Here is a 16,295-nt window from a genome sequence, read left to right on the forward strand (position 1 = left end):
GCGATGACTCTCCAGCTTCCTGATCTCGACCGCGGCCAGGCCTTTTCCGATGCGCTGATGCGCGAGGTGAAAGCACGCTTCCTGCAGGTCGACCATGACCACCACGGCCGCGAGCGCCTGTACTTCGACAACGCCGGCGGCTCGTTCCGCCTCAAGGCCGCGGTCGAGCGCTTCGCGCAGGTCGATGCCATTCCCGACAACGCCGAGCGCATCCACGCCACGGCCGTCGAGCTGCAGAACATCCAGGCCAAGGGCAGCGCCGACCTGCGCACCATCCTCAACGCCACGGGCGGCAGCGTGTACGCCTCGTTCAGCGCCTCGGGCGCCATGTTCGACATGGTGCGCGCCATCGCGGAGAACGTGCCGGGCACGAACATGGTCACCACCGTGCTCGAACACCCGTCGGCCTTCGACGCGATGAGCCTCTATGCCCAGCGCCTCGGCTGCGAGCTGCGCGTGGCGCAGAGCAACCCCGTCACCGGTGGCGTCGACGTGGAAGAGATCGTGCGGCTGGTCGACAAAGATACCTGCCTGCTCAACGTGATCTACGCGTCGAACATCTCCGGCGCCAAGCTCGACATGGCCGAAATCGTGCGCCGCGCGCGCGAGATCAAGCCCGACCTGTACATCCTGGTCGACGCCGTGCAGCACGCGCCGCACGGCCTCATCGACCTGCAGAAGACGCCGGTGGACGGCATCAACCTCGCGCCCTACAAGTTCTTCGGCTGCCGGGGCTCGGGGCTCTCGTGGGTGTCCGAGCGCGCGGCCGTGCTGCCGCACCACAAGCTGGCGGGCAAGAAGCCCGACTACTGGGACCTGGGCAGCGCGGCGCCATGGCAGTTCGCGGTGCTCACGGAGATCGTCGACTACGTGTGCTGGCTGGGCGGCCACTTCAGCGACGCCACCGACCGGCGCGCATTGTTCGTTGCGGGCATCACGCACATCGAACTGCACGAGCGCGCGCTGCTGGCGCTGCTGCTCGACGGCAACGCGAACGCCACCGGCATGCGGGAGATGAAGGGCGTCAACGTCTTTCTCGATCACGAAGACCTGACGAAGCGCGACCTGATCCTGGGCATCGGCTTCGACCGTATCGACTGCACGCAGGCGGTGGTCGAGTACGGCAAGCGCGGCGTGACCGTCTACGAGCGTGTGGCAACCAGCATCTACTCGAAGCGCATGCTCGAATCCTTCGGGCTCGCGGGCACCGTTCGGGTGTCGCCGCTGCATTGCAATTCCGTCGCCGACATCGAGAAATTCCTGCGGATCACCCAGGACATCGCGGCTGACATCGGATTGTCATAAACCGTCATATTCGGTAGTTAGTATGTTTCTCTACCCCCGTTCACAGGGGGAGAGGAGCATGAGATTTGGAAATCCGCAAGCTGATCGCACCAGCGCTGGCCGTCGTCCTGCTGGCCGCGGTCGGGTCCGGCGTCTGGTACTCGAACACCCGCCTGCACGATGAATCGGCCACCGCCGCCGCCGCGCGCATCGAGCAGCAGAAACAGGTCACGCTGCGCGGCCTGATCGGCTCCGAAAAAGAAACCTTCTTTGCCGACCCGCGCGTGCAGAAGGCGCTGGCCGCGCAGGGCATCACTGTCACCGTCGAGAAGGCAGGTTCGCGTGCCATTGCCAGCCGCTACGACGCCACCAAGTTCGACTTCGGCTTTCCCTCGGGCGCGCCCGCTGCGGCGCAGCTCAAGACGCTGGCCAAGGCGCCTAACGTCTTCAACCCGTTCTACACGCCCATCGTGCTGGCCAGCTGGCGGCCGATTGCCGAGATCCTCGTGGCCAACGGCATCGCGCAGAAGCAGGGCGACTTCTACTACGTGGTCGACCTGCCGGGCCTGATGGCCATGATCGAGAAGGGCACGCGCTGGAAGGAGCTCAAGGCCAGCAGCGCGTTTTCCACCAGCAAGTCGCTGCTCATCAACTCGACCGACGTACGCACCTCCAACTCGGCGGCCATGTACCTCGCGCTCGCGAGCTACCTCGCCAACAGCCAGCAGATCGTGCAGAGCCAGGAAGACGTGGATCGCGTCATGCCCGTGGTTGCACCGCTCTTCCTGCGCCAGGGCTTCCAGGAGCAATCGTCGGCCGGGCCGTTCGAAGACTATCTCGCGCTCGGCATGGGCAAGGCGCCGCTGCTGGTGGCCTACGAGTCGCAAATGATCGAGTTCTGGCTGAAGAACCCCGACCGGCTCAAGAGCGACATGGTGCTGCTCTACCCCAAGCCCACCGTCTATTCGAAGCACGTGCTGGTGCCCTACACGCCCGGCGGCGCGCGGCTCGGCGCGGCGCTGGAAAACGACCCGGCCCTGCGCGAGCTCGCGCACGAATACGGCTACCGCACCGGCGGCGACGCCAAGGGCCCCGAAACCTGGGCCGCGCGCGGCGTGAAGGTGCCCGACGTGCTGGTCGACGTGATCGACCCGCCGAGCTTCGAGTGGCTCGAGCGAATGACCACGGGCATCGAAGCCCGCTTCAAGTGAACGACCGAACGACTGAACCAAGGAACGCATCCATGAACGCGCCTGTCACCGCAACCACCACCACCGCAACGGCCCCCGCGCCCATCGACCTGCAGCCGCCGCAGGCCTTCACGCTCGAACCGCCCGCGCCCGTTGCCCTGGTGCCGGTCGAGTCGGCCAGCGGCAAGGTGCGCCTGAAGCCCGAGGACGTGGCCGAGCTCGACGCGCAGGTGGCGCGCTTCATCGATGACATCACCGCACACGACAGCCAGCATCCGCAGTTCAAAGAGGCCGTGGAGCGCATCCACTCGATGGGCAACAAGGACATCGAGGCCTCTGCATCGGTCTCCAACCGCATGCTCGACCGGCCCGTGGGTTCGCTGCGCAACGGGCTGTTCGACAAGGGCGCGCAGATCGGCCAGTCGCTGATCGACTTGCGCCACCAGGTGGAAGACCTCGACCCCTCGAAGCAGGGCGACCTGTTCTCGGCGCGCAAGCTGCTCGGCATCATTCCGCTGGGCAACAAGCTGCTCGCTTACTTCGAGCGCTACCAGTCGTCGCAGACGCACCTGAACGCCATCATCGAATCGCTCAAGCGCGGCAAGGACGAGCTGCTGCGCGACAACACCGCCATCGAACAGGAAAAGGTCAACCTCTGGACGCTGATGGAGCGGCTCGAGAAATACGTGCACATCGGCAAGGCCCTTGACGGCCAGCTCGACGCCAAGGCCCGCGCGCTGGAAACCACCGACCCCGAGAAGGCCCGCGTGATCCGCGAGGAAATGCTGTTCTATTCGCGCCAGAAGGTCACCGACCTGCTCACGCAGCTCGCGGTGAACATCCAGGGCTATCTCGCGCTGGACATGATCCGCAAGAACAACCTGGAGCTGATGAAGGGAGTGGACCGCGCCACCACCACCACCGTGGCCGCGTTGCGCACCGCGGTGATCGTGGCGCAGGCGCTGTCCAACCAGAAGCTGGTGCTCGACCAGATCAGCGCGCTCAACGCCACCACCGGCAACCTCATTGCCAGCACCAGCGAGATGCTGCGCGACCAGAGCAGCGCCATCCACCAGCAGGCAGCCTCCAGCACCATCGAGATCGCCAAGCTCCAGCAGGCCTTCGCCAACATCTACCAGACCATGGACACGATCGCCGACTTCAAGAGCAAGGCGCTCGACTCCATGCAGACCACGGTGGACACGCTGACGAATGAAGTCGCGAAGAGCCGCACCTATCTCGACCGCGTGCGCCGCCAGGAAACGACCGAGGCGCTGCAATCGCCGCGCGGCGAGGTCGCGCTGTGAGCCTGTTGTCCCGGCTGCTAGCTCTGGCTCTGGTGATGGGCCTTGCGGCCTGTGGCAAGGAAGAGCCGCCACAGGCGATGAACGCCGCGCCGGCCGCGCAAGCCACCGCGACCTTCACCATCCTCGCGGGCTCCGAACTCAAGGACCTCGAAGCCCCTATCGTCGCCGCCGCAAAGGCAGCCGGCGTGGACGTGAAGCTCTCATACGCCGGCACGCTCGACATCGTCGAGCGCATCAACGCTGGCGAGCGCTTCGACGCGATCCTGCCGCCCAACGGTGCGTATCCCGCGCTCGCGCTGCAGGCCAAGCCGCTGGCGCGCGACAAGCTCTTCTATTCGCGCATCGCGCTCGGCGTGAAGAGCGCCAAGGCCGCGCAGCTCGGGTGGAACAAGAAACCGCCGGGCTGGGCCGAAATCGCGAAGGCCGCAGGCGCCGGCCAACTGCGCTACGGCATGACCAACGCCACCAGCTCCAACACCGGCATGAGCGCGCTGTTCGCCGTGGCCTCCGCGCTCGCGGGCAAGACCGAAGACCTGACCGCGCAAGACGTGGACGAGAAAACGCTGAAGGCCTTTCTCTCCGGCCAGAAGCTCACCGCCGGCAGCTCGGGCTGGCTGGCCGATGCCTACATCAAGGACCCGTCGGCCATCGACGCGATGGTCAACTACGAAGCCGTGATCCTGCGCGCCAACGAGAAGCTGCCCGCCGCCGACCAGCTCACGCTGATCTACCCGCGCGACGGCATGATCTCGGCCGACTACCCGCTGATGCTGCTCAACGCCGACAAGCGCGAGGCCTACACCCAGCTCGTCGCCACGCTGAAGGCCGCGCCGTTCCAGCGCGATGCACTCTCGACTGCCTTCCTGCGCCCCGCCAACCCCGAGGTTGCCGCCGCCAGTGCCCTGCCCACCGCCGCCGTGGCCGAGCTGGGCTTTCCCAACCGGCTGGAGGTGATCGACGCGGTGCTCGGCACCTACCAGTCGAAATGGCGCAAACCCGCCACATCGATCTTCGTGCTCGACCTCAGCGGCTCGATGGCGGGCAAACGGCTGGCGTCGATGCGCGAGGCGCTCAAGTTGCTTTCGGGCGCCGACGAGGCCACCACCGCAAGCGCTCGCTACAGCGCCTTCCAGAGCCGCGAGCGCGTGGTGCTCATCACCTTCTCAACCGAGGTGCAGGAGCCGGTGTGGGTGCGCTTCGATGCCGACCGGATCGATGCGGCCCGCGCCACGCTGCGCGAGCAGGCCGACGCGATGACGGCCAACGGCGGCACGGCCATCTATTCGGCACTCGCCGTCGCTGAAGAAGTGGCGCGCAAGGAACAGCAGCGCGAACCCGACCGCTTCGTGAGCATCGTGCTGCTGACCGACGGCGAGAACAACGCGGGCCTGAAGCCGCGCGAGTTCCGCGAGCGCTATGCCGCGGGCGGCCTGCCCGCGCGCATCTTCCCCATCCTCTTCGGCGAGGCCAACGTGAGCGAGATGCAGGAGATCGCGCAGCTCTCTGGCGGGCGCGAGTTCGACGGCCGCAAGCTGCAGCTGGGGCAGGTGTTCAAGGAAATCCGGGGCTACCAGTGATGCCGGAGCGCTCGCTCAAACTGCGCGCGCTGCTGTTTCTCTACGGCAACGGCAACATCCTTGGCTGCGCGCTGGCGCTGCTGGGGCCGGCACTGCTGTTTGCCGGCGTCATCGACACCGGGTGGCTGCCGATCACCGCCGGCCTGTACGTGGCCGGCTGGCTGCTGGGCCGCAGGGCACCCGAACTCGAACGCCGCATCGAAGACAGCCTCAGCGTCGAGCAGACGCTGGAGCGCCTCGACCGCGTGGTCGCGCAGGCGCAGCCGCATCTCACCGAAGATATGCGCAAGAGCCTGGACAACGTGCGCGGCTCGGTGGGCGAAGTGCTGCCGCGCCTCGTCGGTACGGGCTCGCATGGCGACGACCTGTTCACCGTGCGCGAGACCGTGCTGCGCTACCTGCCCGAAACGCTCGCCAACTACGTCGCGCTGCCGCCGGCCTTTCGCATCACGCATGCGGTGAAGGACGGCAAGACCGCGCGCCAGTTGCTCGGCGAGCAACTGGGCCTGCTCGATGCAAAGCTGCGCGAGATCGTCGCCAACGTGGCTTCGAGCGATGCGGCCGCGCTGGTGGCCAACGGGCAGTTTCTTGAAAAGAAGTTTCGCCAGCCGGACTTCCTGGCGGGTTGAAGCGCTCTTTCAGAACGGGTAGTGCCGCGGCGTCGTCTGCACCGTGATCCAGCGCAGTTCCGTGAAGGCCTCCACGCCGGCCCGGCCGCCGAAGCGCCCGTAGCCCGATGCCTTGACACCGCCGAAGGGCATCTGCGCCTCGTCGTGCACCGTGGGGCCGTTGACGTGGCAGATGCCGGACTCGATGCGCTGCGCCACGTTCCACGCACGCGCCACGTCGCGGCCGAACACGGCCGATGAAAGGCCGAACTCGTTGTCGTTGGCAATGGCCACGGCTTCTTCCACGCCGCTCGCGCGCACCACCGCCTTCACCGGCGCGAAGGATTCCTCGTGGTAGATCTCCATTGCGGGCGTCACATGGTCGAGCACGGTGGCGGGCATCAGCGTGTTCTGGGCCTTGCCGCCGCACACCAGCTTCGCGCCCTTGGACAGTGCGTCGTCGATGAGCGCATTGCAGCGTTTCACCGTGCTCATATCGACCACCGAGCCGAGCACCACCGGGCCTTCGCGCGGATCGCCGAGCGGCAGTGCCTGCGCGCGGGCCGCGAACTTCGCGACGAATTCATCGGCCACCGCGTTGTCGACCACGATGCGCTCGGTCGACATGCAGATCTGCCCCGAATTGGCGAACGAGCCGAAGATGGCAGCGTTCACGGCCGCGTCGATGTCTGCGTCGTCCAGCACCACGAAGGGCGCCTTGCCGCCGAGTTCGAGAACTGCGGGCTTCAGATACTTGGCGCAGGTCTGCGCGATGAGCCGTCCCACGCGCGTCGAGCCCGTGAAGTTGACGCGCCGCACGGCCGGGTGCGCCACCATCGCCTCGACCGCCGCGCCGGCATCGGCAGGCGCGTTGGTGACGAAGTTGACGACGCCCTTAGGCAGCCCGGCCTCGTTCAGCGCTTCGATGATCAGCGCGTGCGTCTCGGGGCACAGCTCCGAGCCCTTCAGCACCACCGTGTTGCCGCAGGCCAGCGGCGTTGCGATGGCGCGGGTGGCGAGGATCACCGGTGCATTCCACGGTGCGATGCCGATCACCACGCCGGCCGCCTGCCGCACGCCCAGTGCCAGGCTGCCGGGCACGTCGGACGGAATCACCTCGCCCGCGATCTGCGTGGTGAGCGAGGCTGCTTCGGTGAGGATGCCGGCCGCGAGGTGCACGTTGAAGCCGGCCCACAGCGCCGAAGCGCCGGTCTCGCGCGCCATCGCCTGCACGAAGGCGCCGGCGCGCGCTTCGAGTGCATGCGCGGCCTTCAGCAGCAATGCACGGCGTTCGTTGGGTCCGGCTGTCGACCATGCGGCGAAGGCGCGGTGCGCAGCCTCGACGGCAGCGACTGCGTCGGCTGGCGTGCCGGCCGGTGCGCGCGTGGCGATGCCGCCGTCCAACGGGTTGCGGCGCTCGAAGATTGCGCCGCCTGTGGCAGCGCGGCGTTCGCCATCGATGAGCATGGAGATGTCGGTCATGGGTGTCCTTTGCAAAAAGAGGGGAGGGGTTGTTCAGGCGACGCCCAGGTAGGCCTGGCGCACCGCGTCGGAATGCAGCAGCGCCTGCGCCTCACCCGAGGCCACGACGCGGCCGCGTTCGAGCACATAGCCGCGGTCGGCGGCTTGCAGCGCCTTGCGCACGTTCTGCTCGACCATCAGCACGGTTACGCCCTGCGAGGCGATGCGTCGCACGATGGCCAGCAGCTCGTCGACCATGCGCGGTGCGAGGCCCAGCGAGGGCTCGTCGAGCATCAGCAGGCGCGGTCCGCTCATCATGGCGCGCGCCACCGCGACCATCTGCTGCTCGCCGCCGCTCATGGTGCCGGCGAGCTGCGTGGCGCGTTCCTTCAGGCGAGGGAAGTCATCGAAGGCGCGCGCGAGGCGTTCGGTGCGCAGCCGCGCGGGCAGCAGCCAGCCGCCGAGTTCGAGGTTCTCTGTGACGGTCATCTGCGCGAAGAGCTGCCGACCCTCGGCGACCAGCGCGAGGCCACGCCGTACGCAAGCGGTGGCCTCGTTCGATGGCAGCGCCGCGCCGTCGAGCAAAACCTCACCCGAGCGCGGCAGCAGGCCGGCCAGCGCCTTCAGCAGCGTGGTCTTGCCCGCACCGTTGGGGCCGAGCACGACGGTGATGCCGGGCTTCACGTCGAGGCTCATATCTTGAATGACCTGAAAGCCGTGGTAGCCGGCAAACAGCCCGCGCACGCTCATCTGGCTGGTGCTCATGCTGTCGCCTCCATCTCGTCGCCCAGATAGGCCTCGACCACCTCCGCATTTCGCACCACCTCGGCCGGTGTGCCGTCGGCGATCTTGCGGCCCTGGTGCAGCACCAGCACGCGCTCGACGTACTTCAGCAGCGTGGTGACCGCATGCTCGATCCACACGACCGTGAGCCCGTGCTCGTCGCGCAGCCGGTGGATGCGCCGTGCCATCGCGTCGACCTCGGCTTCGGTGAGGCCCGCAGCCACCTCGTCAAGCAGCAGCACGCGCGGCCGGGTGCCCAGCGCCATGCCGATTTCGAGCAGCCGCTGCTGCGACGGTGTCACGTCGGCGGCGATGTTCTGAGCCAGGCCGCCCAGGCCCAGCATGTCGAGAATCTCTCCCGTGCTGCCCAGTCCCGCGATGGGCGCGCGATGCCGCCCCGCGAACTGCATGCCGAAGCGCACGTTGTCTTCGAGCGTCATGTCGGCCATCACGCGCGGCGTCTGGAAGGTGCGCGCGATGCCGTGGGCGGCGTAGAGATGCGGGCCACGCCGCGTCAGGTCGATTCCGTTCTCGACCAGCAGCGTGCCAGATGTCGGCATGACCACGCCCGAGATCGCGTTGAAGAAGGTCGTCTTGCCCGCGCCGTTCGGTCCGATGATTCCGACGATCTCGCCCGCATGCAGCGTGGCGCTGACCGCATCCACGGCTGTGAGGCCCCCGAAGCGCACCGTGAGTTCGCGGGCTTCGAGCAGGAGCTGCCGGCTACTCATGGCCGTGCCTCCGCAACACCATCGCCTTGCGCTGCCACAGCGACGCGAGGCCGTTGGGCAGGTACATCACGCACAGGATCAGCAGCAGCCCGAGCACCATCATGTAGCCGTAGGGCAGCTGCAGGCGCAGCGTTTCCGACAGCAGGCTGAACACGATGGCCGCGGCCACCGGACCGCCGATGCTGGCCGCGCCGCCGATCATCGCGATCAGCACCGTCTGGAAGCCGATGAAGGGGCTGAACACTGCGGGCGGGTCGATGTAGGTCCAGCGCACCGCCATGGCCGCGCCGACTGCGCCGGCGAAAGCGGCGGTGAGCGCGAAGCCCATGATCTTCACGCGCCGTGTGTCCACGCCCAGTGTCTGCGCCCGCTGCTCGTCCGCACCGATGCCAGACAGCGCGAGCCCGAAGCGGCTGCGCTTGACCAGCAGGGCAGTGGCAATCGCCGCACCCGCAATCGCCAGTACCGTGAGGTACACCGTCTCGTTCGACGGCACCACGGTCAGCACGCGCCCAACCGTGCCCGACACCTGCTTCTCGACGAAGGTCACGGCATGGCGGATCAGCTCCGTCATGCCGAAGGTCAGCACCGCGAAGTAGGTGCCGCGCAGATGCAGCACCGCCGCGCCCATCAGCACCGCGACCGCGCTCGCGATGGCCGCGCCGCTGAGGATGACCAGCGGCCACGGGAGCAAGTCGAGCAGCGTCGCACTCGCATACGCGCCGAGCCCGAAGAAGGCCGAGGTGGCGAGCGAAAGGTAGCGCGTGGCGCCGCAGAACAGCGACCAGCTGGTGGCCAGCGCGATGTACATCAGGCAGCCGAGCGCCACCGAGGCCATGAACTCCGACGCGACCCACGGCACGCCGGCCGCCAGCACGAGGCCGATGCACAGTACCCACCACGGCTTGTTTCGGGAAAGGGAAGGAATCATTTTCTGGAGAACAGTCCGTTGGGCCGCCAGATCAGCACGCCGATGAACACGGCATACGACAGCAGCATCTTGAGCGAGGGGCTCGTGAAGTACATGCCCAGCGCTTCCACCACGCCCAGCAACAGTCCGCCGACAAGGCTGCCTGCGATGCTGCCGAAGCCGCCGAGGGTGATGACGATCAGCGCCGTCACCGTGTAGGGCTCGCCCATCGAGGGAGAGATTTCATAGGTCATCGACAGCAGCGCGCCGGCCACACCCGACAGGCCCAGGCCGATGCCGAACATCAGCGGATGCAGCCGCTTCGTGTTGATGCCCACGAGTTGCGCGCCGGTGGGTGACTGCATCAGCGCGCGCACCGCCTTGCCCAGCAGCGTGAGCTTGAGCAGCGCGATCAGCACAAGGCTCAGTGCCAGCGCCACGCCGAACAGCACCAGCTTGTTGGCGGTGAAGCGCATCTCGCCCAGCTGCACCGGGTCGGCCAGGTAGTCGTAGCCGCGCAGGTCGCCGCCCCACACCAGCAGTGCAGTGTTCTGCACCAGGAACATCAGGCCGAAGCCCACCATCAGGCTGCGTGCCTCGAATACGTCGACGTTCGGTGCGCGCGCCGCCACCTGCCGGAAGCACAGCCAGTGCACCGCCATGCCCAGCGCCATCAGCAGCACGAAGGCCACCGGCATGAACAGCAGCGGCGAGATGCCCCAGGTGCTGTGCGCCCACCATGTCGCGAAGGCGCCCAGCATCAGGAACTCGCCGTGCGAGATGTTCATGATGCGCATCAGCCCGTACTGCAGGTTCAGGCCGATGGCGACCAGCGCGTAGATGCCGCCCGTGATCAACCCGCCGGCGAGGAGTTCGGCCCATCCAGAGAAAGACACGTGCTTACTTCCAGGCCGGCTTCGGCATCAGCTGCGCGGTGGCGCGGTCTTTGGGCCACACGACTTCGAACTCGCCGCCCTGCCATTGCGACACGGTGCCCGGAATGGACGCGTTCTCGCTGCCCTCGAAGCGGATCGGCCCGAGGATGGTCTTGAACTCGTTCTTTGCGATCTGCTCGCGCAGCGCCTTGCGGTCGAGGCCCACTTTCTCCACGGCCTGCTGAAGAATCTGCAGGCCCGCCCACGCGTGGCCGCTGGCCCAGCGGTCGGGCTCCTTGCCGAACTTTTTCGTGTGTGCGTCGAAGTACGCCTTGGCCTCGGGGCTGGTCTTGCTGTTCCACGAGCCCATGCCGATCACACCTTCGGTGTTGGCCGCCATCACGTTCTTGTAGAGCTGGAAGGCCGTGCCCACCGAGGCATAGAAGTACTTCGGGTTGAAGCCCACTTCGCGCGCCTGCCGGCTCGCAAGGATGGTGTCCGGCGGGTAGGTGATGCCGATGAAGGCATCGGGGTTCAGGTCTTTCATGGCGCGCAGCACCGGCGCCAGGTCTTTCACGCCCAGCGGGTAGCTCTTGCGTTCGAGCACCTGGATGCTCGTCTTCTTCAGAGCGTTGTTCAGCGCCGCGAAGTTCTCCAGCCCGAACAGGTCGTCCATGTAGACGATGGAGATGGTCTTCACGCTATTGGCCACCAACATGTCGACCAATGCGCCCATCATCTTGTCGGGCTGCTGCAGCAGCGAGAAGAAGAAGGGCAGGCGCATGTCGATCAACTTGCGCGACAGGGCAGTGGGCGCCAGCAGCGGATAGCCGAAGCGGTTGGCCAGCGGCGCAACCGCGAAGTTGGCGCCCGAACCCCAGGGCGGCAGCACCAGGTCGACCTTGTCGCTGCCCATGAGCTTTTCGAAAGTGCGCACGCAGGTCTCGGTCTCGCTGCGATCGTCGTAGCCGATCAGCTCGATGGGGCGCTTCGCACCCTTCACCGAGAGCCCGCCCGCCGCGTTGACCTGCTCGGCCCACAGCAGGTAGTTGGGCTCCTGGCTCACCTGCGCGCCGGCCGCCCATGGGCCGGTGCGCGCGATGGCGTAGCCGATCTTCACGGGGCCGCCCGAACTGTTTTGTGCGAACAGCTGCGGCGCGACGGCGGCGGCGCCCAGGGCGGTGGCGGTGCCCTGTATCCAGCGGCGGCGATTGGGGTGGTGGTGCATGGAAGTCTCCTGCCGGGCGTCGACATGCGCCCGCTGCCCGGAATCGTAGAAACGGGCGCCTTCGGCCGCTGTGCCCGCCGTGCACAAAGCACTTGACGCAGCGTGCACGCGCCTAGTGGTTAACCCGCAAAGCCGGGGGCCTTGCATGCGCTTCACAATGCGCAGCAATCCGGCGTTGCCTTGCACTCTTTCGTTTTCGCCCTTCACTGCACGAGATGACCGCGTCCCTGCTCCTGTCCACAGACGAGATCCCGCCCAAGGAGCGCGGGCCGTTGTGGTGCGAATGGGTGTGGCGCCACTTCGGCGGCCTGGGCTCCGACCTCTACAACGACAGCGAATTCGACGGTCACCTCGCGGCCTCGCATGCGGGCGACGTGATCCTCACACGGCTCGAAGCGAATCGGCACCGCGTGCTCAGAACGACGCAGATGGCGCGCCTGAGCGAAGTTCCGTACCTGAAGATCGTCGCGCCCTGGCAGGGCTCAGCCGAGGTCACGCAGCGCGGCCGCGCCGCCGCCGTGCGCTCGGGTGGATGGACGCTCTACGACACCACCGCCGACTACACCGTGGCCAACCCCGAGCGCAGCGACCACCTGATCGTGATGTTGCCGAAAGACCAGATCGCATCGCCCGCGCTGCCGCTCAACGACCTGGTGGCGCGCCGCATCGGCGGTGGCAGCGGCATCTCGCGTGTGGCGCTGGAGACCATGCGCAGCACGTACCTCGAACTGCCCTTCATGAGCGAGGCAGCGGCGCGCGGTGCGGGCGAACTGCTGATACAGCTGGTGCGCCTTTCGTTGATGGAGCTGGCCGGGCAGGAAACGCCGCAGACGCAGCGCGAGGCCCTGAAAGACCGCATCCGCCGCCACGTTGCGCAGAACCTGCATGACCCGGCCTTGTCGATAGACAGCATGGCGCTGGCCCTGCGCTGCAGCAAGCGCCTGCTGCACAGCGCCTTCGCCGACGATGATGAAACGCTGAACGGCTACATCCAGCACCAGAGGCTGGCTGCGAGCATCCGCGAACTGCTCGACCCGGCGAACGCAGCAAGGTCGATCACCGACATCGCGCTGGCTTCGGGCTTCGGCAACCTCTCGCACTTCAGCCGAGTGTTCCGCGAGCACACGGGCGGCAGCCCGAGCGAATTCAGGCGGCAGGCGGCGTTGCGCTGATTGACGCAAATACTGCGTCTGCGGTGACGCAGAAAAGCGGCAACTCGGGCCGCAACAAATCAATGTTCGGGTCGATATCATCCTGGGCGGGTGCATCGAAGCAAGCCTGCAGGTCGATGACTTGCATGTTCCGGGGTACCCACATCAACAACGAGAAATTAATTTCCGGGAGGCCGTATGGCAATTCAAATTGACACGGATGGAATGATCATTCACGCGAAAGTCCGCAATGCGCGCAGCCCTGCGATCGAACGCGGTAGACGTACGAGCACGATCACAGGCATCGTTGTGCACCAGACCGATGCGGACACTTCAGCATCCTCGCTGAACAGCTACAAACGCCCAAAGGCCAATGGCGCGCACTTTCTTGTCGACACCGATGGAACTATTTACCAGACCGCCGCGATCTACCAGCGCACGAACCATGTCGGGCCACTGAAGGCGAGGTGCCTGATCACCGGGAGTGCTCTCCGCGAGACTACCCTGCGGGCGTGAACGCGGTGGATCCGATGCATCGCATCGAGATGCGCAGGGCACCTAGCGACCGGTATCCAGGCAACATGGAGGGCATTGGTATCGAGATGGTGGGCAGGGCCAGACTACCAGCAGGGTTCCAGGTACCACGAAACAACAAACTCTCCACGGATGAGTTGAGAGGACGGTACGGTGTATACGACACGCCGACCACCGCCCAGAACCAAGCACTCTCGTGGCTTGTCAAGGCGCTCGAAGACTCCATGCAGATCGCACCGAGCGAGATATTTCGACATCCAGAAGCCAGCAGAAAAAATACGACCGAGGCACAAGGTGCGAATTGGAATCTGGTGGCCCCGACGCCATGAGAAAAGTCATCGTTCTTGCGGTAACGCTGGCTACCGTAGCTATGGCCCTGTCAGTTCACGCGGCAGACAAGCGCTATCCGGCAGCCTTCGTAAAGTCGATCAAGATCGACAACCCGTCGGGGAAAACAGCGTGGGAGAACAAAGATTTTCTAGATTGTCAGGATGTTGTTTTGACCGTCGAAGATGTGTTCTATGCGCTACGTCATATGCGGAGGGTCTCAAAGAGGTCGTATCTCGTGCCGCAGGCGCAAGAAACCGGATGCGAGGGCAGTGCGCTCGTTACATTCAAGAACGGAAAAATCCTCGCTATCGGCATTGAGCCCACGGGGAGAATCAGTACCGCGGAGTTGGACGAGGCGCTTGGGCCCACGACTGATCCCGGAAGCTACTACGACTGCGAACCCTGCAACGATCGCAAGATGGCACTGCTCAAAGATGCTCTCAATCGGGCAGATGAACGGCGCCTCAAGCGACTGGAGGCAGAAGGTCGGATTCCACCAGGTCAGGCGAAACCACGGCTTAAAACTCTGCGGGAAAGCCGCGAGCCCAAGCCACCCCCCAAGAGCTGAAATCCACACGGTTGAACACGCTGCCTCCGACGGCAGGTGATCAAGAAGACCGTGGTGTCCTGTTTTCTGGTTGCACCGCATCGTCGACGCTCCAGGGCGCGTACACCTCGGCATGCAGGTCGGGCGAATTCACCTTCGCGAGCAGATCGCGCACGTCGTCCTTCACGCGCGCCAGCGACAGGCGCAGGCCGCGCACCCGCACGTATGCAGCGAAGTCGCACAGCGCCTCGATGCTGGTCGCGTCGAGGTCCGCCGACTCTTCCAGGCTCAGCACCATGCGCTGCAGGCCCGGCGTCGCGTCGATACGCGCACGGATCGATGCGAACACCGCATCCGCATTGCCGAAGAAAAGCGGCACATCGGGCCGCGCGATCAGCACGCCAGGCGGCACCACGGCCTCGGGGTGGCGGGCCGTGTCTACAAAGTCGTGGCTCTGGCCCAGCCGGCCGAGCCAGCTCACCGTGGTGCGCGAGAAGCCGCGCAGCAGCAACAGCAGGCTCACGCCGATGGCAGCCAGCAGCCCGTTGAGCACGCCCAGCAGCAGCACCGCGGCAATCGCCACCAGCGCCACCAGCCGGTCGCGCCGCCACTGAAAGTACGGCCGCAGCGCCGCCGGGCTCAGTGTGTGGCTTACTGCGTGGATCACGATGGCCGCCAGCAGCGGCTCGGGCGTGTGCGCGATCCACGGCAGCAGCGTGAGCACCGCCACCAGCACCACCAGCCCCGCCACGATGCCGGCCGTGCGAGTCTTCGCACCGGCCGATTCGTTGGCCGACGTGGCCGAATAGCCCGCGCCCACCGGCATGCCCTGGAACAGCGCCGACAGCAGGTTCGCGCCGCCGAGCGCCAGCAGGTCGCGGTTGGCCGACACGTTGTCGCCGTGACGCATCGCAAAGGTGCGGATAGACCCGTAAGACTCGGCATAGAGGATCAGCGCCATCGCGAAGGCCAGCCCGCCGAGGCTCTGCCACTGCTCCCGGTCGAGCTGCGGCACGCCCGGGTGCGAGAAGTCGAGCGAGATCGGCCCCACCGCCGCCACGCCCCAGGCATGGCACAGGCCGCTCACGTCGAGCACGATGCCGGCCACGATCACCAGCAGGGCAGCCGGCACCGCGCGCCACCGCGCCAGTCCGCGCAGCAGCACCAGCGCGACAAGCGCCATGGCCGCGCCCGCAAGATTCCAGTGCCGCCATTCGGCCACCAGCCCGGCGGCGAGCCGGAAGAAATCGCTGTGCGCCGGCTGCACCGCGAGCACCTTTGGCAACTGCTTGACCACGATGGTGAGCGCCAGCCCCAGTGCGAAGCCGCGCAGCACCGGCTTGGCGATCAGGCTAGACACAGCGCCGAGTCGGGCGATGCCCGCAATCACGAAGAACACCCCGGCCAGCAGCACGATGCCCGCGCCCAACGCCAGCCGCGTGACCGCATCGACACCCGTCACCGACATCGTGGCCGCGAACAGCACCGCGGCGGAAGACGAAGTGGCCGAGACGATCGCGAAGCGGCTGCTGCCGAAGAGGCCGTACACCAGCAGCCCCGCGAACAGCGCGATCACGCCGGCCTGGGGTGGCAGCCCTGCAATGCCCGAATAAGCCACCGCTTCGGGCAGCAGCAGGCCCGCAATGGAGACGCCCGCGACGACGTCGGCAAGGCCGGGGCGGCGTGGGGCGGTCGTGGGCATGGGCATCGGGGGAGTTTCTGCGGTCATGGGCAAGTTTGTTGTTGTCGCTTCATGCTGGCAATGGGTAGCGGACCGGA

Annotated in this window: 15 protein-coding genes and 1 pseudogene; 8 read left to right on the plus strand and 8 right to left on the minus strand. The window is 66.4% G+C overall.

Features of this window, described 5'->3' with window-relative positions:
• The first annotated feature begins 3 nt into the window (after positions 1–3).
• From ACTG4X_RS08425 to ACTG4X_RS08445, 5 genes are all read left to right on the plus strand, one after another.
• Positions 4–1,305, plus strand: coding sequence for an aminotransferase class V-fold PLP-dependent enzyme (locus ACTG4X_RS08425; protein ID WP_440533591.1), 1,302 nt, complete (start codon positions 4–6; stop codon positions 1,303–1,305).
• 65 nt (positions 1,306–1,370) lie between these two features.
• Positions 1,371–2,495, plus strand: a complete 1,125-nt coding sequence (locus ACTG4X_RS08430; protein ID WP_093048770.1) for a hypothetical protein — start codon at positions 1,371–1,373, stop codon at positions 2,493–2,495.
• Between the two features lie 32 nt (positions 2,496–2,527).
• A complete protein-coding gene (locus ACTG4X_RS08435; RefSeq protein WP_307613743.1) occupies positions 2,528–3,781 on the plus strand; it encodes a toxic anion resistance protein in 1,254 nt (417 codons plus the stop codon).
• Complete coding sequence (locus tag ACTG4X_RS08440; protein ID WP_440533592.1) at positions 3,778–5,358, plus strand: substrate-binding domain-containing protein; 1,581 nt, start codon at positions 3,778–3,780, stop codon at positions 5,356–5,358. Before ACTG4X_RS08435 ends, ACTG4X_RS08440 begins: the two co-directional genes overlap by 4 nt.
• On the plus strand, positions 5,358–5,987 hold the full coding sequence (locus ACTG4X_RS08445) for a hypothetical protein (RefSeq protein WP_440533593.1): 630 nt from the start codon (positions 5,358–5,360) through the stop codon (positions 5,985–5,987). Before ACTG4X_RS08440 ends, ACTG4X_RS08445 begins: the two co-directional genes overlap by 1 nt.
• Positions 5,988–5,996: 9 nt before the next feature.
• On the opposite strand, the gene ACTG4X_RS08450 is transcribed toward ACTG4X_RS08445, so the two are convergent.
• From ACTG4X_RS08450 to ACTG4X_RS08475, 6 genes are read right to left on the minus strand one after another with little or no spacing between them, the layout of a single operon-like run.
• Positions 5,997–7,448 carry an aldehyde dehydrogenase gene (locus tag ACTG4X_RS08450; protein ID WP_440533594.1) on the minus strand — a complete coding sequence of 484 codons (1,452 nt, stop codon included), beginning with the start codon at positions 7,446–7,448 and terminating at the stop codon, positions 5,997–5,999.
• 33 nt (positions 7,449–7,481) lie between these two features.
• Positions 7,482–8,192: an ABC transporter ATP-binding protein gene (locus tag ACTG4X_RS08455; protein WP_440533595.1), complete on the minus strand. Its 711-nt coding sequence runs from the start codon at positions 8,190–8,192 to the stop codon at positions 7,482–7,484.
• Complete coding sequence (locus ACTG4X_RS08460; RefSeq protein ID WP_440533596.1) at positions 8,189–8,941, minus strand: ABC transporter ATP-binding protein; 753 nt, start codon at positions 8,939–8,941, stop codon at positions 8,189–8,191. Before ACTG4X_RS08460 ends, ACTG4X_RS08455 begins: the two co-directional genes overlap by 4 nt.
• Complete coding sequence (locus ACTG4X_RS08465; RefSeq protein WP_097199926.1) at positions 8,934–9,872, minus strand: branched-chain amino acid ABC transporter permease; 939 nt, start codon at positions 9,870–9,872, stop codon at positions 8,934–8,936. The genes ACTG4X_RS08460 and ACTG4X_RS08465 overlap by 8 nt, the downstream gene beginning before the upstream one ends.
• Positions 9,869–10,747: a branched-chain amino acid ABC transporter permease gene (locus ACTG4X_RS08470; protein WP_435458962.1), complete on the minus strand. Its 879-nt coding sequence runs from the start codon at positions 10,745–10,747 to the stop codon at positions 9,869–9,871. Before ACTG4X_RS08470 ends, ACTG4X_RS08465 begins: the two co-directional genes overlap by 4 nt.
• Before the next feature lie 4 nt (positions 10,748–10,751).
• Complete coding sequence (locus ACTG4X_RS08475) at positions 10,752–11,954, minus strand: amino acid ABC transporter substrate-binding protein (RefSeq protein WP_440533597.1); 1,203 nt, start codon at positions 11,952–11,954, stop codon at positions 10,752–10,754.
• A gap of 215 nt (positions 11,955–12,169) precedes the next feature.
• Between ACTG4X_RS08475 and ACTG4X_RS08480 the strand changes: the two genes are divergently transcribed.
• Entirely contained in the window at positions 12,170–13,126 is a 957-nt protein-coding gene (locus ACTG4X_RS08480) for a helix-turn-helix domain-containing protein (RefSeq protein ID WP_097199923.1), read from the plus strand.
• Here the strand turns inward: ACTG4X_RS08480 and ACTG4X_RS08485 are convergent.
• Complete coding sequence (locus tag ACTG4X_RS08485) at positions 13,101–13,253, minus strand: hypothetical protein (protein ID WP_176928691.1); 153 nt, start codon at positions 13,251–13,253, stop codon at positions 13,101–13,103. The two genes, ACTG4X_RS08480 and ACTG4X_RS08485, sit on opposite strands and share 26 nt — an antisense overlap.
• A gap of 50 nt (positions 13,254–13,303) precedes the next feature.
• Here ACTG4X_RS08485 and ACTG4X_RS08490 point away from each other — a divergent pair.
• Together ACTG4X_RS08490 and ACTG4X_RS08495 are read left to right on the plus strand one after the other, a co-directional pair.
• Positions 13,304–13,968: pseudogene (locus ACTG4X_RS08490) on the plus strand (peptidoglycan recognition protein family protein).
• Positions 13,965–14,537, plus strand: coding sequence for a hypothetical protein (locus tag ACTG4X_RS08495; RefSeq protein ID WP_093048784.1), 573 nt, complete (start codon positions 13,965–13,967; stop codon positions 14,535–14,537). The pseudogene ACTG4X_RS08490 and the gene ACTG4X_RS08495 overlap by 4 nt, the downstream one beginning before the upstream one ends.
• Before the next feature lie 40 nt (positions 14,538–14,577).
• Here ACTG4X_RS08495 and ACTG4X_RS08500 read toward each other — a convergent pair whose 3' ends face one another.
• Positions 14,578–16,245, minus strand: a complete 1,668-nt coding sequence (locus ACTG4X_RS08500) for a SulP family inorganic anion transporter (protein ID WP_440533598.1) — start codon at positions 16,243–16,245, stop codon at positions 14,578–14,580.
• Positions 16,246–16,295 lie beyond the last annotated feature (50 nt).

The organism is Variovorax sp. YR566, assembly GCF_051992195.1.
Taxonomy (GTDB): Bacteria; Pseudomonadota; Gammaproteobacteria; order Burkholderiales; family Burkholderiaceae_C; genus Variovorax.

What these genes read in the sequence shown, in the direction of transcription:
- ACTG4X_RS08425 (WP_440533591.1), top strand. Translation starts at nt 4, where the DNA reads ATGACTCTCCAGCTTCCTGATCTCGACCGCGGCCAGGCCTTTTCCGAT.
- ACTG4X_RS08435 (WP_307613743.1), top strand. Translation starts at nt 2,528, where the DNA reads ATGAACGCGCCTGTCACCGCAACCACCACCACCGCAACGGCCCCCGCG.
- ACTG4X_RS08445 (WP_440533593.1), top strand. Translation starts at nt 5,358, where the DNA reads ATGCCGGAGCGCTCGCTCAAACTGCGCGCGCTGCTGTTTCTCTACGGC.
- ACTG4X_RS08450 (WP_440533594.1), bottom strand. Translation starts at nt 7,448, where the DNA reads ATGACCGACATCTCCATGCTCATCGATGGCGAACGCCGCGCTGCCACA.
- ACTG4X_RS08455 (WP_440533595.1), bottom strand. Translation starts at nt 8,192, where the DNA reads ATGAGCACCAGCCAGATGAGCGTGCGCGGGCTGTTTGCCGGCTACCAC.
- ACTG4X_RS08460 (WP_440533596.1), bottom strand. Translation starts at nt 8,941, where the DNA reads ATGAGTAGCCGGCAGCTCCTGCTCGAAGCCCGCGAACTCACGGTGCGC.
- ACTG4X_RS08465 (WP_097199926.1), bottom strand. Translation starts at nt 9,872, where the DNA reads ATGATTCCTTCCCTTTCCCGAAACAAGCCGTGGTGGGTACTGTGCATC.
- ACTG4X_RS08475 (WP_440533597.1), bottom strand. Translation starts at nt 11,954, where the DNA reads ATGCACCACCACCCCAATCGCCGCCGCTGGATACAGGGCACCGCCACC.
- ACTG4X_RS08480 (WP_097199923.1), top strand. Translation starts at nt 12,170, where the DNA reads ATGACCGCGTCCCTGCTCCTGTCCACAGACGAGATCCCGCCCAAGGAG.
- ACTG4X_RS08485 (WP_176928691.1), bottom strand. Translation starts at nt 13,253, where the DNA reads ATGCAAGTCATCGACCTGCAGGCTTGCTTCGATGCACCCGCCCAGGAT.
- ACTG4X_RS08495 (WP_093048784.1), top strand. Translation starts at nt 13,965, where the DNA reads ATGAGAAAAGTCATCGTTCTTGCGGTAACGCTGGCTACCGTAGCTATG.
- ACTG4X_RS08500 (WP_440533598.1), bottom strand. Translation starts at nt 16,245, where the DNA reads ATGACCGCAGAAACTCCCCCGATGCCCATGCCCACGACCGCCCCACGC.